The following is a 14,220-nucleotide window of genomic DNA, read 5'->3' as shown; positions in this document are numbered from 1 at the left end:
GCCTCAGAGCCCTACGGATGCCAGCAGATGGCCGACTTCCTGCTTGCCGAGGTTGCGGATGCTGCCCTGGCGCTGGTCACCCAGGCCGATGGGGCCCACCTTTACGCGGACCAGCCGCAGGACCGGGAAGCCAACGGCGTCAAACAGGCGGCGGACAATACGGTTCTTGCCCGAGTGCAGGACCACCTCGATCAGGACGTGGCCCGGTGTGGAGTCCACCAGCCGGAAGGAGTCCACGGACGCAAAGCCGTCCTCAAGTTCCACGCCCTCCTTGAGCTGGGCACCAATGCCCTGCGGGAACGGACCGCGGACCTGCACGAGGTAGGTCTTGGGGACCTCGTAGGAAGGGTGCGTCAGTCGGTTGGCGAGTTCGCCGTCGTTCGTCAGCAGGAGCAGCCCCTCGGTGGCGACGTCCAGGCGGCCAACGTGGAACAGGCGTTCGCCCTTGTTCTTGCTGTTCTTGAGGAAGTCGCTGATGCAGGGGCGCCCCTCGGGGTCCTCCATGGTGGAAACGACGCCCTTGGGCTTATTGAACACCATGTACACCAGGTCCTCGTCCAGCTGGATCCGGAGCCCGTCCACATGGATGACGGCGGTCTTGGGGTCGACGCGGACGCCGAGTTCGGTGACAACCTGGCCGTCCACCTCCACCCGCCCCTCGGCGATCATCTCTTCGCAGACGCGGCGGGAGGCGACCCCCGCAGAGGCCATGACCTTCTGCAGGCGTACGCCGTCGGCGTCGTGAAGCTCCGACTGGGGAACATCGCCCCGGGGTCCCTTCTTGCGGGACGGCCTGCGGACGGGCCCCAGGTTCTGGCCGAAGCGTTCGCTTCCGAAGGCGCGTGAGGCTGCGGCCCCGGGGGCGCCGGTACGCGGCTTCGGCTTGAGTGCGCCCGGCGTTCCCGGTGCTTTCTTGGCACCGGGTTTGCGCGCTGCGGGCTTCCGGGAGGAAGGCTTGGCGGCCCTGGGATCGACGGCGCCGCGGCCCTGCTGGGGGCCGTCGGAGGCCAAATCCGGATCGATGAAGCGCTCCTCGCGCGGCTTGGGCGCGCGCTGCGGACGGTCAGTGCCGAACCCGCCGCCCCGCTTGGGGGCACCGCCGCGGAATCCGCCCGCTGAACTGCCCCCCTGGGAGGTGTTGCGCTGTGTTGTGTTTCGTCCCGAACCGTTGCGTCCCGAACTGTTACGTGGTGAACCCTGGCGTCCCGCCTGTGTCATGACCCGTCCTTCAATTGTTTGGCCGGAAAGGTGTCCACAGACAACCTTAACCAGCCGTGCAGAAATAGTCTGCCCTGATAAATACTCTTTGCCCAGGCAGGGCGAACCTACCTAGATCCCTTCGGCGTCGTAGTACTCCGCGATGCCGTCCAAACCTGGAAGATGTGGAGACAGCTGCGGCAGCTCGGCCACCGAGCCGATTCCCATCCGCTCCAGGAAATACGATGTGGTCCGGTAGAGAATGGCCCCGGACTCCGGATCCGTTCCCGAATCCTCGATCAACCCGCGCTGGGCGAGTGTCCTGACAACGGAGTCGACATTGACACCCCGGATTGCGGACACCCTTGCCCTGGAGACGGGCTGCCGGTACGCGATGACCGCCAGCGTTTCCAAGGCCGCCTGGGTAAGCCTGGCCGTTTGTCCTTCCAGCACGTATTTGCCGACAATGTCGGCGAATTCCGCGCGGGAATAGATCCGCCAGCCACCGGCGATGTTCCGCAATTCAAAACCCCGGGGGCTGGAGCCGAAACCAGCGGCGCTGGCTTGTTCCATATCCGGGGCTTTAACAGTATAGCCGGTATACTCGCGCTGAAGTTCGGCCAGCAGGGCGCTGACCGTTTCAACGGTCAGCCCAAGGCCAGCAGCCAGCTCGTCCTCTGTTGCCGGCTGGTCGATGACCATCAGGACGGCCTCGATGGCAGCTTTTGCCCCGCCGGGAAGGTTTTCGAGGTCCTCCCCCGGGCGCGTGCTTTCCGTAGCTTCACTGGTCACAGCTGCTCCTCGAATTCTTCGCTCAGGTTTTCAGCGGACCACTGCCGGCCGCCGGCAGTCCAGTGGACGGCGAGGTCCGCCAGCGGCGAAAGCTGGTCGAAGGACACTGCCTTGTCCCGGAACAGTTCCAGCAGGGCCAGGAACCTGGCCACCACCACCAGGGTGGATTCGGCGTCGGCAATGATGGCCCGGAAGGTCAGCGGCGATTCCTTCTGGAGCCGCAGCCCCACGATCTCCGCCTGCTCCTTGACGCTGACTTGGCCGCCGTGGAGGTGGCCCAGCCCGACTTCCGTGGGCTTGGGCGCCTTGGGTTGCAGGGCAGCTTCGGCCAGGGCGGCGAACTGTTTTGGAGTGTGCTTCCAGACGAGTTCAGGGAGCATGGCCGCGAAGTGTTCCTCCAGCGCCACCTGCCGGGGAAAACGCCGGGCTTCCTGGTGCAGGGTTTCGCCCAGGAGCCCGGCAACCTGCTTGAAGGCCTTGTACTGGAGGAGCCGGGCGAAGAGCAGGTCCCTGGCTTCCAGCAGGGCCATGTCCTCATCGTCTTCCACTTCCCCGGCAGGAAGGAGCCTTGCGGCTTTGATGTCCAGCAGGGTCGCGGCGATCACCAGGAATTCGCTTGCTTCGTCCAGGGCCCAGTCCTCGCCCAGTTCCTGCAGCTTCCGGATGTACTTGATGAATTCGTCGGTCACCGTGGCGATGGCCACCTCGGTGATGTCCAGCTGGTGCTTGGCGATCAGTCCCAGCAGGAGGTCGAACGGACCCGTGAAGTTGGCCAGCCGCACCTCGAAGCCGGGCTTGGTTTCGGCCACGGCGTGGCTAGGGTGCGCCGCCGCGCGAGATCAGCTCTTTGGCAAGCCGGCGGTAGGCGTCGGCCCCCACGTGGTTGCCGGCGTAACTGGTGATCGGCTCGGCGGCCACGGTGGCGTCCGCGAATTTGATGGAGCGCTTGATGACGGTCTCGAAGACCTTGTCTCCGAAGGCCTCCACGAGCCGGGTGATGACCTCGCGGCTGTGCAGCGTCCGGGCGTCGTACATCGTGGCGAGTACCCCGTCCACCTGCAGTCGCGGGTTAAGCCGGTCCTGCACCTTGTCGATGGTTTCCACCAGCAGCGCCACGGCGCGGAGGGCGAAGAATTCGCAGATCAGCGGAATGATGACGCCGTGCGCCGCAGTGAGGGCATTGACGGTCAGGAGCCCCAGGGAGGGCTGGCAGTCGATGAGGACGACGTCATAGTCATCCTCGACCTTCTTGAGGGCCCGGTCCAGGACCTGCTCGCGCGCCACCTCGTTGACGAGCTGGACCTCGGCAGCGGAGAGGTCGATGTTGGCCGGCAGGAGGTCGACGTTCTCGACGCCGGTCTGGTGGATGGCGTCGCGGATATCCACTTTGCGGTCCATCAGCACGTTGTAGACAGTGAGGTCCAGCTCGTGGGGGTTCACGCCGAGGCCCGCCGAAAGCGCACCCTGCGGATCGAAATCCACCAGGAGGACGCGGCGGCCGTACTCTGCCAGGGCTGCAGCGAGGTTGATCGTTGAGGTGGTCTTACCGACGCCGCCCTTCTGGTTCACCATGGCGATGACCCGGGCCGGACCGTGGGAGGACAGCGGCGCGGGTTCCGGGAACTCGCGGTATGGGCGCCCGGTGGGGCCCATCACCGCGTTGTCCAGGTCAAATTCCGTGCCCTCCAGAGTTGCTGAACCCTGTTCGCTGCTCACGTATCTATCCACACTTTCGATGACGGTGATTTCCTGCCGCTGATTGCCAGCGCCGTTCCTTCTTCTTCCCAAGGTTACAGCGACCGACACGGCATTCGAGGGAACTTGACTTTCGGCCCATGTTGAGCCTTTACCCTCTAGCTGAGGTCGAAGGTTGGTAGCGTTCCGGACATGCGGCAGCCCCCGCGGCCAGGGCTGCGGGGGCTGCTGTGGTTATCCGGAGTGGAATCCGGACTGGTGCTAGACGGCGGCGGGAACGGGGCGCGCCTCGTCTGCGGGGGCCGCGTGGCCGTGGCCGGCAATCATGGTCTGCTCGTCGAAGGGCAGTTCGCCGGAGAGCACCTGGTTGACCTGGTCGCCGTCGATCTCCTTGACCCACGTGCCGATCAGGACGGTGGCGACGGCGTTGCCGGTGAAGTTGGTCAAGGCGCGGGCCTCGGACATGAACCGGTCGATGCCCACGATCATGCCCACGCCGCCCAGCAGCTCGGGCTTGTGTGCCTGGAGGCCGGCAGCGAGCGTGGCAAGGCCGGCACCGGTGACACCGGCTGCACCCTTGGAGGCAATGATCATGAAGATCAGCAGGGAGACCTGGGCGCCCAGGTCCAGCGGCGTGCCCATGGCGTTGGCAACGAACAGGGAGGCCATGGTCAGGTAGATGGCCGTGCCGTCAAGGTTGAAGGAGTAGCCGGTGGGCACCGTGACGCCAACAACGGGCTTGGAGACACCGAGGTGTTCCATCTTGGCGATCAGGCGGGGCAGGGCAGCTTCGGAGGAGGACGTGGAGAAGATGAGCAAGTATTCGCGGCCCAGGTACTTCATCAGCTTGAAGATGTTGACGCCCGTGACAACCTTGAGCAGGCCGCCGAGGATGATCACGATGAACAGTGCGCAGGTGATGTAGAAGGCGGCCATCAGGGTGAACATGCTAACGATGGCCTGGAAGCCGGTGGCTCCCACGACGGCGGCGATGGCACCGAAGGCGCCCACGGGGGCAAGCCACATGATCATGATCAGGATGCGGAATACGAGGACCTGGCCGTGGCCGATGGCCTTGAGGATGGGGGCGCCCTGGGGGCCCATCTTCTGGAGGGCGAACCCTACGAGGAGGGCGGCAAAGAGGGTGGGGAGGACGGGGATGTCTCCGGGAATGATGCCGAGGAGGAAGGCAACGGTGCTGTCTACTTCCGCCTTCTTGTTGGGGTCGTAGGGGGCAAGCTTCAGGCCCTCGCCCGGGTGGATCAGGTTGCCCACCACCAGGCCGATGGCGAGCGCGAACGTCGACATCAGGACGAAGTAGCCCAGTGCCAGGCCGCCTACCTTGCCTACCGTGGCAGCCTTCGCGATCGAGCCGATGCCCAGGACGATGGTGCAGAAGATGATCGGGGCGATCATCATCTTGATGAGTTTGATGAATCCGTCGCCGAGCGGCTTGAGGGACTTGCCGACTTCCGGAAACATCAGGCCCACCACGGCGCCGAGGATCACGGCGGCGATGACGGCGATGTAGAGGTAGTGGGATTTGTCGATGCCCTTGCGCCGCGTCTTCACGGTGTCAAGCGACTCTCCTCGTTGAGAAGCCATGGTGTGTCTCCTTATATGGATAATCTGATAGACGCTGCGGCACAGTCTCTGGGCTCAACACGTCCTCCGGTGTGATATCCATCATTGGGTACGCCGTGACCCAGCTCACCGTTGCGTTCATATTGGTCGTGGAAGGCGCGTGGGAGGTACGGATGATCCACCCCTGGAGTATCGCCCGCCGGCTCTTCGTGGCGAACCTGCTGATTGTGGTGGTGTTCATCGCGATTGTTGGTTCGGCCACGTTCGTTGATGCCCGTGACCGCGCCTATGACGAGGCCGGCGTGCGGATGGCGGGGATTGCCGCTTCGATTGCGGCGAGCCCTCTGGTGCTGGAGGCGGCCGGCGGGCCGGACCCCTCAGCAGTCCTGCAGCCCTACGCCAGCGACGTTATGTCCGCAGCCGACGTCGACTTCGTCACCATCATGGCTCCCGACAGGACCCGTTGGACGCACCCGCGCGGGGAGGAAATCGGACGGCCATACATCGGCTCGATTGACGCTGCGCTGCGGGGTGAGCAGTACACGGAAGTGACGGCGGGGACGCTGGGCCCGTCAGTGCGGACGATCGTCCCGGTCAAGGATGAAGCGGGCGACGTGAAGGCGCTGGTGGCGGTGGGTGTCACGGTACGCACTGTGGATGTTGCCGTTGCCGGACGCCTGCCTGCCCTGTTGGCGATCGGCCTTGCCCTGCTGGTGGGAGGCTCGCTGGCCTCCTGGCTGCTGGGCCGGTATCTCCGGCGGGTCACGCGCGGCTGGGGGCCGGAGCAGCTCTCGCAGCTGTTCGCGTACTACGAGTCCGTCCTGCACTCGGTGCGGGAAGGGCTGATCCTCATCGATGCCAAGGGCCGTGTGGTGATGTACAACGACCAGGCGGCAGAACTGCTGGGCCTGGAGGGTGCCGGCAGCAAGGACCCTACCCGGCCGCCGTCGCTGGCGGAACTGCCGCTTGAGGAGGAGCTCCGGGAGTTGTTCGAGTCCGGGCGGACTGCCAAGGACGAGATTGTCCTCACTGGTTCGCGGGTCCTGGTGGTTAACCAGGGACCGGCCAAGGCGCCCGGGGCGCCGGGGAACCGCGGCCGGACAGCTGTCTACGGCACGGTGGCCACCCTGCGGGACCGGACCGAGATCGAGGCGTTGGGGAACGAACTGGAAACCATGCGCACCCTTTCGGGCGCGCTCCGCGCCCAGACGCACGAGCACGCCAACAGGCTCCACACCATGGTCTCCCTTCTGGAGCTCGGCCGGACACAGGAAGCCCTGGACTTTGCCACCCGGGACCTGGAACTGAGCCAGCAGCTGACCGATGACATGGTCAGCTCGGTGGATGAGCCCGTGCTGGGCGCCCTGGTCATGGGCAAGGTGGCCGAAGCGCACGAACGGGGGGTCCAGCTGGACGTTGCGACGCTGGGTTCCGGTAGTGTGGCGGGGGTCGCCGTGCAGGACCTGGTCACCATCCTGGGAAACCTGCTGGACAACGCGATTGATGCGGCCGCCGACGCTCCGCCGCCGCGGCGGGTGGAGCTGACAGTGGAGTCGGACGAGGAAGGGCTGGACATCGCCGTCCACGATTCCGGCGCCGTCCTGGACGCCCAGGCCGCGGACAATATCTTCCGGCACGGCTTCAGCACGAAGCCTTCCGGACCGGGCGGACGGGGCATCGGGCTGGCGCTGGTCCGGCAGGCGGTACAGCGCCTGGGAGGTACGCTGACCATCAACGGACGGCGCGGAGCGAAGTTCGAAGTATTTCTTCCCGCAGCGGTGTCCCCGCAGAAGGAGCACACCCCGTGAGCAACATCCGGGTCCTCGTCGTTGAGGACGAGGCCATCGCATCAGCCGCGCACGCTGCCTACATCGGGCGGTTGCCGGGCTTTGAGCTGGCCGGCAGCGCCCCTGACGGCCAGTCTGCCCTCCGCCTGCTCAGTGAGTTGTCCGCGGCAGGAAACCCTGTGGAGCTGGTCCTCCTGGACATGAACCTTCCGGACCTCCACGGGCTGGACATTGCTCGGCGGATGCGGGCGGCCGGTATCCTGGCGGACATCATCGCCATCACGGCGGTGCGGGAACTGGCGATCGTCCGGAACGCGGTGGCCATCGGGGTGGTCCAGTACCTGATCAAGCCGTTCACGTTCGCCACCTTCGCGGACAAGCTGGAAAGCTACCGGCAGTTCCGGCAGCAGCTCGCCGGCCCGAACGCGGGATCCGGAAAGACCGGCGCGTCCCAAAGCGAAGTGGACCAGGCCTTCGCCAGCCTGCGGGCGCCCTCGGAACTCCCCCTGCCCAAGGGCCTCTCGGTTTCCACGCTGGGCTCAGTGCAGGACTTCGTCAAGCAGCAGAGCGATGCCGTCTCGGCCACGGAAGTGATGGACGCCCTGGGCATGTCCCGCGTCACAGCACGGCGCTACCTGGAGTACCTTGCCGATGCGGGGACGGTCGCCAGGACTGCCCGCTACGGGACCCCGGGCAGGCCGGAGAACGAATACCGCTGGAACGGGCGCTGAGCCGCGCCGGGGTTCCGGAAGGTTCAACCCGCCGTGGGACGGAGGGTGCCGATGAGCTGGTCTATCACCCCGGCGTCCTCGATCGTTGAGGGCACTGTGTACTCCTCGCCGTCCGCAATCTGGCGCATGGTCTTGCGGAGGATTTTCCCGGACCGGGTCTTGGGCAGGGCTTCAACAACGGTGACGTGCTTAAAGTCCGCAACGGCGCCGATATCCCGGCGGACCAGCGCCACCAGGTCCTTGACCAGGACGTCCTCCGGCACCTCGACCCCGGACTTCAGCACAACGTAGCCGCTGGGACGCTGGCCCTTGAGCGGATCCGCGAGGCCGATCACCGCGCACTCAGCCACTGCCGGGTGTTGCCCAATGACCTGTTCCATGGCACCGGTGGAGAGCCGGTGCCCCGCAACGTTGATGATGTCGTCAGTCCGCCCCATGACGAACACGTAGCCGTCGCCGTCCTGGTAGCCGGAGTCACCCGTGGCGTAGCAGCCTTCGAAAGCCTGCAGGTAGGAGGAGATGTAGCGTTCGTCGTCGCCCCAGAGCGTGGCCAGCGTCCCGGGCGGCAGCGGCAGCCCCAGCACGATGTTGCCCTCGCTTCCCGGCCCCATATCCTCCCCGAGGCCATCCACGATGCGGAGCTTGAACCCCGGCATGGGAACGCTGGGCGAACCAGGTTTGATGGGCAGTTCTTCCAGTCCGCGGGGATTGGCACAAATGGCCCAGCCCGTCTCCGTTTGCCACCAGTGGTCCACCACCGGAACATGCAACGTCTGCGAGGCCCAGTGGAACGTGTCCGTATCCAGGCGCTCCCCTGCCGTGAAGAGGGTGCGCAGGCTGGAGATGTCGTATGCGCCGAGCAGGGCAGCCTCCGGGTCCGCCTTCCGGATGGCCCGCAGCGCCGTGGGCGCCGTGAACAGCACGTTGACGCCGTGGTCCTGGACAACACGCCAAAAAGCACCGGCGTCCGGGGTTCCCACCGGTTTTCCCTCGTAGAGGACTGTTGTGGCGCCGGCCAGCAGCGGGCCGTACACGATATAGGAGTGCCCCACTACCCAGCCGACATCCGACGCGGTCCACATGACGTCCCCGGGACCGATGCCGTAGATGTTTTCGAGCGTCCAGCTGAGGGCGACGGCGTGTCCGCCGTTGTCCCGGACCACGCCCTTGGGCGTACCGGTAGTACCGGAGGTGTACAGGATGTACAGCGGATCCGTGGCAGCGACGTCCACGGGCCCGGCCGGTTCCGCGGCGGCCATTTCAGTATCCCAGTCCAGCCAGCCGTGGTCCGCTGCCGTGGCGGCGAAACCTTCCCGTGCCGCGACAATGACGGGGAGATCCGGCGCACCTGCCAGGGCGAGGGCGTCCGCGACGGCGGGGAGGTATTCGATGCGGCGTGAGGGCTCGATTCCGCCCGAGGCAGTGACCACCAGCGCTGGGGCGGCATCCCGGATGCGCGAAGCGAGCTCCTTGGGGGCGAAGCCGCCAAACACCACGGAATGCACCGCCCCAAGCCGCGCAGTTGCGAGCATGGCAATGGCGGCCTCGGGAATCATCGGCATGTAGATCACCACCCGGTCACCCTTGCCAACACCGCGGTTGCGCAAGGCACCGGCAAAGCGCTCCACCAGCCCGGTGAGTTCCGCGTAGCTGAACCGCCGCTGGACGCCAAGCATGGCCGAATCGTAGATCAGCGCATCCTGGTCCCCCCGGCCGGCCTCCACGTGGCGGTCCAGGGCGTTGTAGGAAGTATTCAGGACGCCGTCCGGAAACCAGCCGTACAGCGGAGCGTTACCTGAATCCAGGGCGCGCTGGGGTTCCGTTGACCAGGAAACCTTGCCGGCGGTGCTGAGCCAGAACTCCTCCGGCTCCCGGAGGCTTTGTTCGTACGTGTCCCGATAGCTGTTGGTGACCATAAAAGTGCATCCCATCCACGACATTGTGATGACGCCATGCTAGCCCGCCCGTTGGAGGGAAAACAAGGGCAATGTATACACTCGTCAAGAAGTGTAGGGTCTAGATCCGCGGACCTGTGGCTTTTTGCGCTCTTCTGTATACACTGGAGAGGCAAACCATCGAAGGAGGCAAGGATGCGCGCCAGCGACAGGGCTTATGAAGCGCTGCGTGATGACATCACGGAGTGGCGCCTCCTGCCGGGGACCGTTCTGGCAGAGGTGGAGCAGTCGGAACGCCTTGGTGTCTCGCGCACCCCGCTTCGGGAGGCGCTGAGCCGGCTGACGGCGGAAGGGCTGACGACGACGGCAGGCAGCCGCGGCGTCGTCGTCACCGATGTTTCACTCGACGACATCGACGAACTGTTCGAGCTCCGCGAAACGCTGGAGTGCAAAGCCGCCGCCCTGGCCGCCGAACGCGGCGACTCTGCCGTCTTTCTGCAGCTGCAGAAGGAACTCCTGGAAGCACCGGCCCTCATCGACGGCAGCGATCCGGGCCGCCACGCCTATTACGACCTCGCGGGGCGCCTCGACGCGGCGATCGACGCTGCTGCCTCCAACTCCTACCTGGCCCAGTCCATGCGCGGACTGCGCGTGCACCTGGTCCGGGTGCGCAGGCTGGCCGCGGATGACGCACAGCGGCTCACTGCCGCCGCGGCCGAGCATGCGGCCATCGCTGAAGCGATAGCCCTCGGCAATCCCCGGCTGGCCGAGGCAGCCACCACCCTCCACCTGCACAGAAGCCTTTCACACGTCAAAAACACGCACACGCCTCATGACAAGGAGCACCATGGTTAAGGAACACCACGTCCGCGTTTACAAGAGCGAGGAGAACCTGCCCCGCGAAGAGCAGCTCGCCTACAAGATCGCCAAGGTTGCCACCGATCCCGTCGCCGTCACCGACGAGGTCACGGACATGGTGATCAACCGGGTGATCGACAACGCATCGGTGGCCATCGCGTCCTTGAACCGCGGCCCCATCGTGGCGGCCCGGGCCCAGGCCCTGGCCCATGGTCCCAGCACGGGCGGCCAGGGAGCCAAGGTCTTTGGTATCGGCGAGCGCGTTTCCCCCGAATGGGCGGCGTGGGCCAACGGGGTGGCGGTGCGCGAACTGGACTACCACGACACCTTCCTGGCCGCCGACTATTCACACCCGGGGGACAACATCCCGCCGATCCTTGCGGTTGCCCAGCACACCGGAGCCAGCGGACACGACCTCGTGAGGGGCATCGCCACCGGGTACGAGATCCAGGTGAACCTGGTCAAGGCCATCTGCCTGCACAAGCACAAGATCGACCACGTCGCCCACCTTGGCCCGTCGGCAGCGGCGGGTATCGGCACCCTGCTGGGGCTCGACGTCGAAACCATCTTCCAGTCCGTCGGCCAGGCACTGCACACCACCACCGCCACGCGGCAGTCGCGGAAGGGCGAGATCTCCACCTGGAAGGCGCATGCTCCTGCCTTCGCCGGGAAGATGGCGGTAGAGGCGGCGGACCGTGCCATGCGCGGCCAGACCTCCCCGGTTCCCATTTACGAGGGCGAGGACGGCGTGATCGCGTGGATGCTGGACGGCCCGGACGCGTCCTACCTGGTCCCCCTGCCGGAGGCGGGGGAAGCCAAGCGCGCCATCCTGGACACCTACACCAAGGAACATTCCGCCGAGTACCAGGCCCAGGCGTGGATCGACCTCGCCCGGAAGCTCAACCGTGAGCACCCGGAAGCCACCGATCCTGCGAACGTGAAGTCCGTACTGATCAAAACGAGCCACCACACGCACTACGTCATTGGCTCCGGCGCCAACGATCCGCAGAAGTACGATCCCAAGGCCAGCCGGGAAACCCTGGACCACTCCATCCCGTACATCTTTACCGTGGCGCTGCAGGATGGGGCGTGGCACCACGTGGACTCCTACGCCCCCGAACGCGCCGCCCGGCCGGACACGGTGGACCTGTGGCAGAAGGTGAGCACCGAGGAAGATCCCGAGTGGACGCGGCGCTACCACTCCCTGGACATTGCCGAGAAGGCCTTCGGCGGTTCCGTGGAGATCACCCTGGCGGACGGCACCGTGATCACGGACGAGATCGCCGTGGCGGATGCACACCCGCTCGGCGCCCGGCCCTTCGGCCGCGAGCAGTACGTCAACAAGTTCCGCACCCTCGCCGCCGGACTCGTGGAGGAGGCCGAAATCGAAAGGTTCCTGGCCGCCGTCGAACGCCTCCCGGAACTCGCCGCCGGTGAGCTGGACCAGCTGAACATCACTGCGGCACCGGGGGTCATCGACTTCGCGGCCGCGCCGAAGGGCCTCTTCTGATGCTGTACTCCAAGACCACGCCAGAGCAGAAGCGGATCCGGTTCCGGGAGCTGCTGGCCTCCGGAACCATCCAGCAGTTCCCCGGAGCCTTCAACCCCCTCTCGGCCCGGCTCATCGAGGAAAAGGGGTTCGCCGGCGTTTACATCTCCGGCGCCGTGCTGGCCAACGACCTCGGCCTGCCGGACATCGGCCTGACCACCCTCACCGAAGTCGCCACCCGCGCCGGACAGATCGCCCGCATGACGGACCTGCCCGCGATCGTGGATGCCGACACCGGGTTCGGTGAACCGATGAACGTGGCCCGCACTGTCCAGGAGATCGAGAATGCCGGCCTCGCCGGGCTGCACATCGAGGACCAGTTCAACCCCAAGCGCTGCGGCCACCTGGACGGCAAGAACGTGGTGGACCTCGAGACCGCCACCAAACGCATCCGTGCGGCAGCGGATTCACGGCGGGACCCGAACTTCCTCATCATGGCCCGCACCGACATCCGCGCCACGGATGGCCTCCAAGCAGCCCAGGACCGCGCAAAAGCCCTTGTGGACGCCGGCGCGGACGCCATTTTTCCCGAGGCGATGGCCACCCTGGACGAGTTCCAGGCCATCCGCGACGCCGTGGACGTGCCGATCCTGGCCAACATGACGGAGTTCGGAAAAAGCGAACTCTTCACCGTGGACCAGCTGGCTGGGGTGGGCGTGAACATGGTGATTTATCCGGTGACCCTGCTCCGTAGTGCCATGGGCGCTGCTGAGCGTACGCTGGACTCGATCAAGGCTGAGGGAACACAGGAGGCACAGGTGGGCAGCATGCTGACCCGTGCGCGGCTGTACGACCTCGTTGACTACGAGGCCTACAACCGCTTCGACACCGGGGTCTTCAATTTCCAAGTCCCCGGGAAGCACTAAAACGACCACCGCCGGCCGCGGCCGGCATCCGAAAGGCGACAGGAACAAGGGAGTTTCAGCATGGCTGAACAGGACATCAAAAAGGGTCTCGCCGGCGTCGTAGTGGATTACACAGCCGTCTCGAAGGTCAACCCGGACACCAACTCACTGCTGTACCGCGGCTACCCGGTCCAGGAGCTCGCCGCCCGGTGCAGCTTCGAGGAAGTTGCGTACCTGCTTTGGAACGGGGAACTGCCCAGCCAGGACCAGCTTGCCGAATTCACCGCGCGGGAGAAGGCCGGGCGCGCCCTGGACCCGGTGGTCAAGCAGGTTGTCGATGCGCTGCCCACCAGTTCGCACCCCATGGACGTGTGCCGCACGGCAGCTTCCGTGATGGGGGCGAGGCACCCGCTGGCGGAGGATTCGTCGCGGGAGGCCAACATGGCCAAGGCGGTGGACCTGTTCGCGGCGATGCCGGCCGTTGTGGCCTACGACCAGCGCCGGCGGCACGGCCACGGCGTCGTGGAGCCTCGGGACGATCTTGGCTACTCGGCAAACTTCCTCTGGATGGCCTTCGGCGAGGAGCAGGTGCCGGAGGTGGTGGAGGCTTTCAACGTTTCCATGATCCTGTATGCGGAGCACAGCTTCAACGCCTCGACCTTCACGGCACGGGTCATCACCTCCACGCTTTCGGACCTGCACTCGGCCGTCACCGGAGCCATCGGTGCGCTGAAGGGACCGCTGCACGGCGGCGCCAACGAGGCCGTCATGCACACTTTTGACGAGATCGGGATCCGGCCGGAGGAGTCCCTTGAGGAGGCGGCAGCACGCGCCAAGGCGTGGATGGAAAACGCGCTCGCCCAGAAGAAGAAGGTGATGGGCTTCGGCCACCGTGTGTACAAGCACGGCGACTCCAGGGTGCCCACCATGAAGGCTGCGCTGGACAAGATGATCGCCCACTACGGGCGTCCGGAAATCCTGGGCCTGTACCAGGGGCTGGAAATGGCCATGGACGAGGCCAAGGCCATCAAGCCCAACCTCGACTACCCGGCAGGGCCCACCTACCACCTAATGGGCTTCGATACGGCAACGTTCACTCCCCTGTTCGTTGCCAGCCGCATCACGGGCTGGACGGCTCACATCATGGAGCAGTTGGACTCCAATTCGCTGATCCGGCCGCTCAGCGAGTACAACGGGCCCGAGGAGCGGCACCTGCCGTAACCCCCGCCCCTGCGGGCAGCACGACGACGGCGGGGAGCCACGGCGGCGCGGTCACCTTCCAAGGTG

Annotated in this window: 12 protein-coding genes; 6 read left to right on the top strand and 6 right to left on the bottom strand. The window is 65.8% G+C overall.

Annotation, left to right across the window (positions count from 1 at the left end; genetic code table 11):
* Positions 1 to 3: 3 nt before the first annotated feature.
* The 5 genes from FHJ30_RS08195 to FHJ30_RS08175 all read right to left on the bottom strand — a co-directional run bounded on the left by FHJ30_RS08195 (position 4) and on the right by FHJ30_RS08175 (position 5,289).
* Positions 4 to 1,218, bottom strand: a complete 1,215-nt coding sequence (locus FHJ30_RS08195) for a pseudouridine synthase (RefSeq protein ID WP_139028822.1) — start codon at positions 1,216 to 1,218, stop codon at positions 4 to 6.
* A 111-nt stretch (positions 1,219 to 1,329) separates the two neighbouring features.
* Positions 1,330 to 1,989, bottom strand: coding sequence for an SMC-Scp complex subunit ScpB (locus FHJ30_RS08190; RefSeq protein WP_139028821.1), 660 nt, complete (start codon positions 1,987 to 1,989; stop codon positions 1,330 to 1,332).
* Positions 1,986 to 2,798 carry a ScpA family protein gene (locus FHJ30_RS08185; RefSeq protein ID WP_139028820.1) on the bottom strand — a complete coding sequence of 271 codons (813 nt, stop codon included), beginning with the start codon at positions 2,796 to 2,798 and terminating at the stop codon, positions 1,986 to 1,988. The genes FHJ30_RS08190 and FHJ30_RS08185 overlap by 4 nt, the downstream gene beginning before the upstream one ends.
* 7 nt (positions 2,799 to 2,805) lie before the next feature.
* Positions 2,806 to 3,705 (bottom strand): ParA family protein, encoded by a 900-nt coding sequence (locus FHJ30_RS08180; protein ID WP_013600617.1) that lies wholly within the window; start codon positions 3,703 to 3,705, stop codon positions 2,806 to 2,808.
* Positions 3,706 to 3,945: 240 nt separating this feature from the next.
* Positions 3,946 to 5,289: a cation:dicarboxylate symporter family transporter gene (locus FHJ30_RS08175; RefSeq protein ID WP_139028819.1), complete on the bottom strand. Its 1,344-nt coding sequence runs from the start codon at positions 5,287 to 5,289 to the stop codon at positions 3,946 to 3,948.
* Positions 5,290 to 5,441: 152 nt separating this feature from the next.
* Here FHJ30_RS08175 and FHJ30_RS08170 point away from each other — a divergent pair, with 152 nt between their 5' ends.
* Together FHJ30_RS08170 and FHJ30_RS08165 are read left to right on the top strand one after the other, a co-directional pair.
* A complete protein-coding gene (locus tag FHJ30_RS08170) occupies positions 5,442 to 7,076 on the top strand; it encodes an ATP-binding protein (RefSeq protein ID WP_139028833.1) in 1,635 nt (544 codons plus the stop codon).
* A complete protein-coding gene (locus tag FHJ30_RS08165; protein ID WP_139028818.1) occupies positions 7,073 to 7,786 on the top strand; it encodes a response regulator in 714 nt (237 codons plus the stop codon). Before FHJ30_RS08170 ends, FHJ30_RS08165 begins: the two co-directional genes overlap by 4 nt.
* Before the next feature lie 23 nt (positions 7,787 to 7,809).
* On the opposite strand, the gene FHJ30_RS08160 is transcribed toward FHJ30_RS08165, so the two are convergent.
* Positions 7,810 to 9,702: an AMP-binding protein gene (locus FHJ30_RS08160; protein WP_139028817.1), complete on the bottom strand. Its 1,893-nt coding sequence runs from the start codon at positions 9,700 to 9,702 to the stop codon at positions 7,810 to 7,812.
* Between the two features lie 174 nt (positions 9,703 to 9,876).
* Between FHJ30_RS08160 and FHJ30_RS08155 the strand changes: the two genes are divergently transcribed.
* Genes FHJ30_RS08155 through FHJ30_RS08140 form a run of 4 tightly spaced genes read left to right on the top strand, consistent with a single transcriptional unit; the run spans position 9,877 to position 14,154 of the window.
* Positions 9,877 to 10,536: a GntR family transcriptional regulator gene (locus FHJ30_RS08155; RefSeq protein WP_139028816.1), complete on the top strand. Its 660-nt coding sequence runs from the start codon at positions 9,877 to 9,879 to the stop codon at positions 10,534 to 10,536.
* Complete coding sequence (locus FHJ30_RS08150; protein ID WP_139028815.1) at positions 10,529 to 12,049, top strand: MmgE/PrpD family protein; 1,521 nt, start codon at positions 10,529 to 10,531, stop codon at positions 12,047 to 12,049. The genes FHJ30_RS08155 and FHJ30_RS08150 overlap by 8 nt, the downstream gene beginning before the upstream one ends.
* Positions 12,049 to 12,954, top strand: coding sequence for a methylisocitrate lyase (prpB, locus tag FHJ30_RS08145; protein ID WP_139028814.1), 906 nt, complete (start codon positions 12,049 to 12,051; stop codon positions 12,952 to 12,954). The genes FHJ30_RS08150 and prpB overlap by 1 nt, the downstream gene beginning before the upstream one ends.
* Positions 12,955 to 13,014: 60 nt before the next feature.
* Positions 13,015 to 14,154, top strand: a complete 1,140-nt coding sequence (locus FHJ30_RS08140; protein ID WP_139028813.1) for a bifunctional 2-methylcitrate synthase/citrate synthase — start codon at positions 13,015 to 13,017, stop codon at positions 14,152 to 14,154.
* Positions 14,155 to 14,220: the final 66 nt, after the last annotated feature.

The organism is Arthrobacter sp. BB-1 (genome assembly GCF_006151685.1).
Taxonomy (GTDB): Bacteria; Actinomycetota; Actinomycetes; order Actinomycetales; family Micrococcaceae; genus Arthrobacter.
Note: the sequence above shows the minus strand (reverse complement) of the source record. Positions and strands in the feature narration are given on the sequence as shown.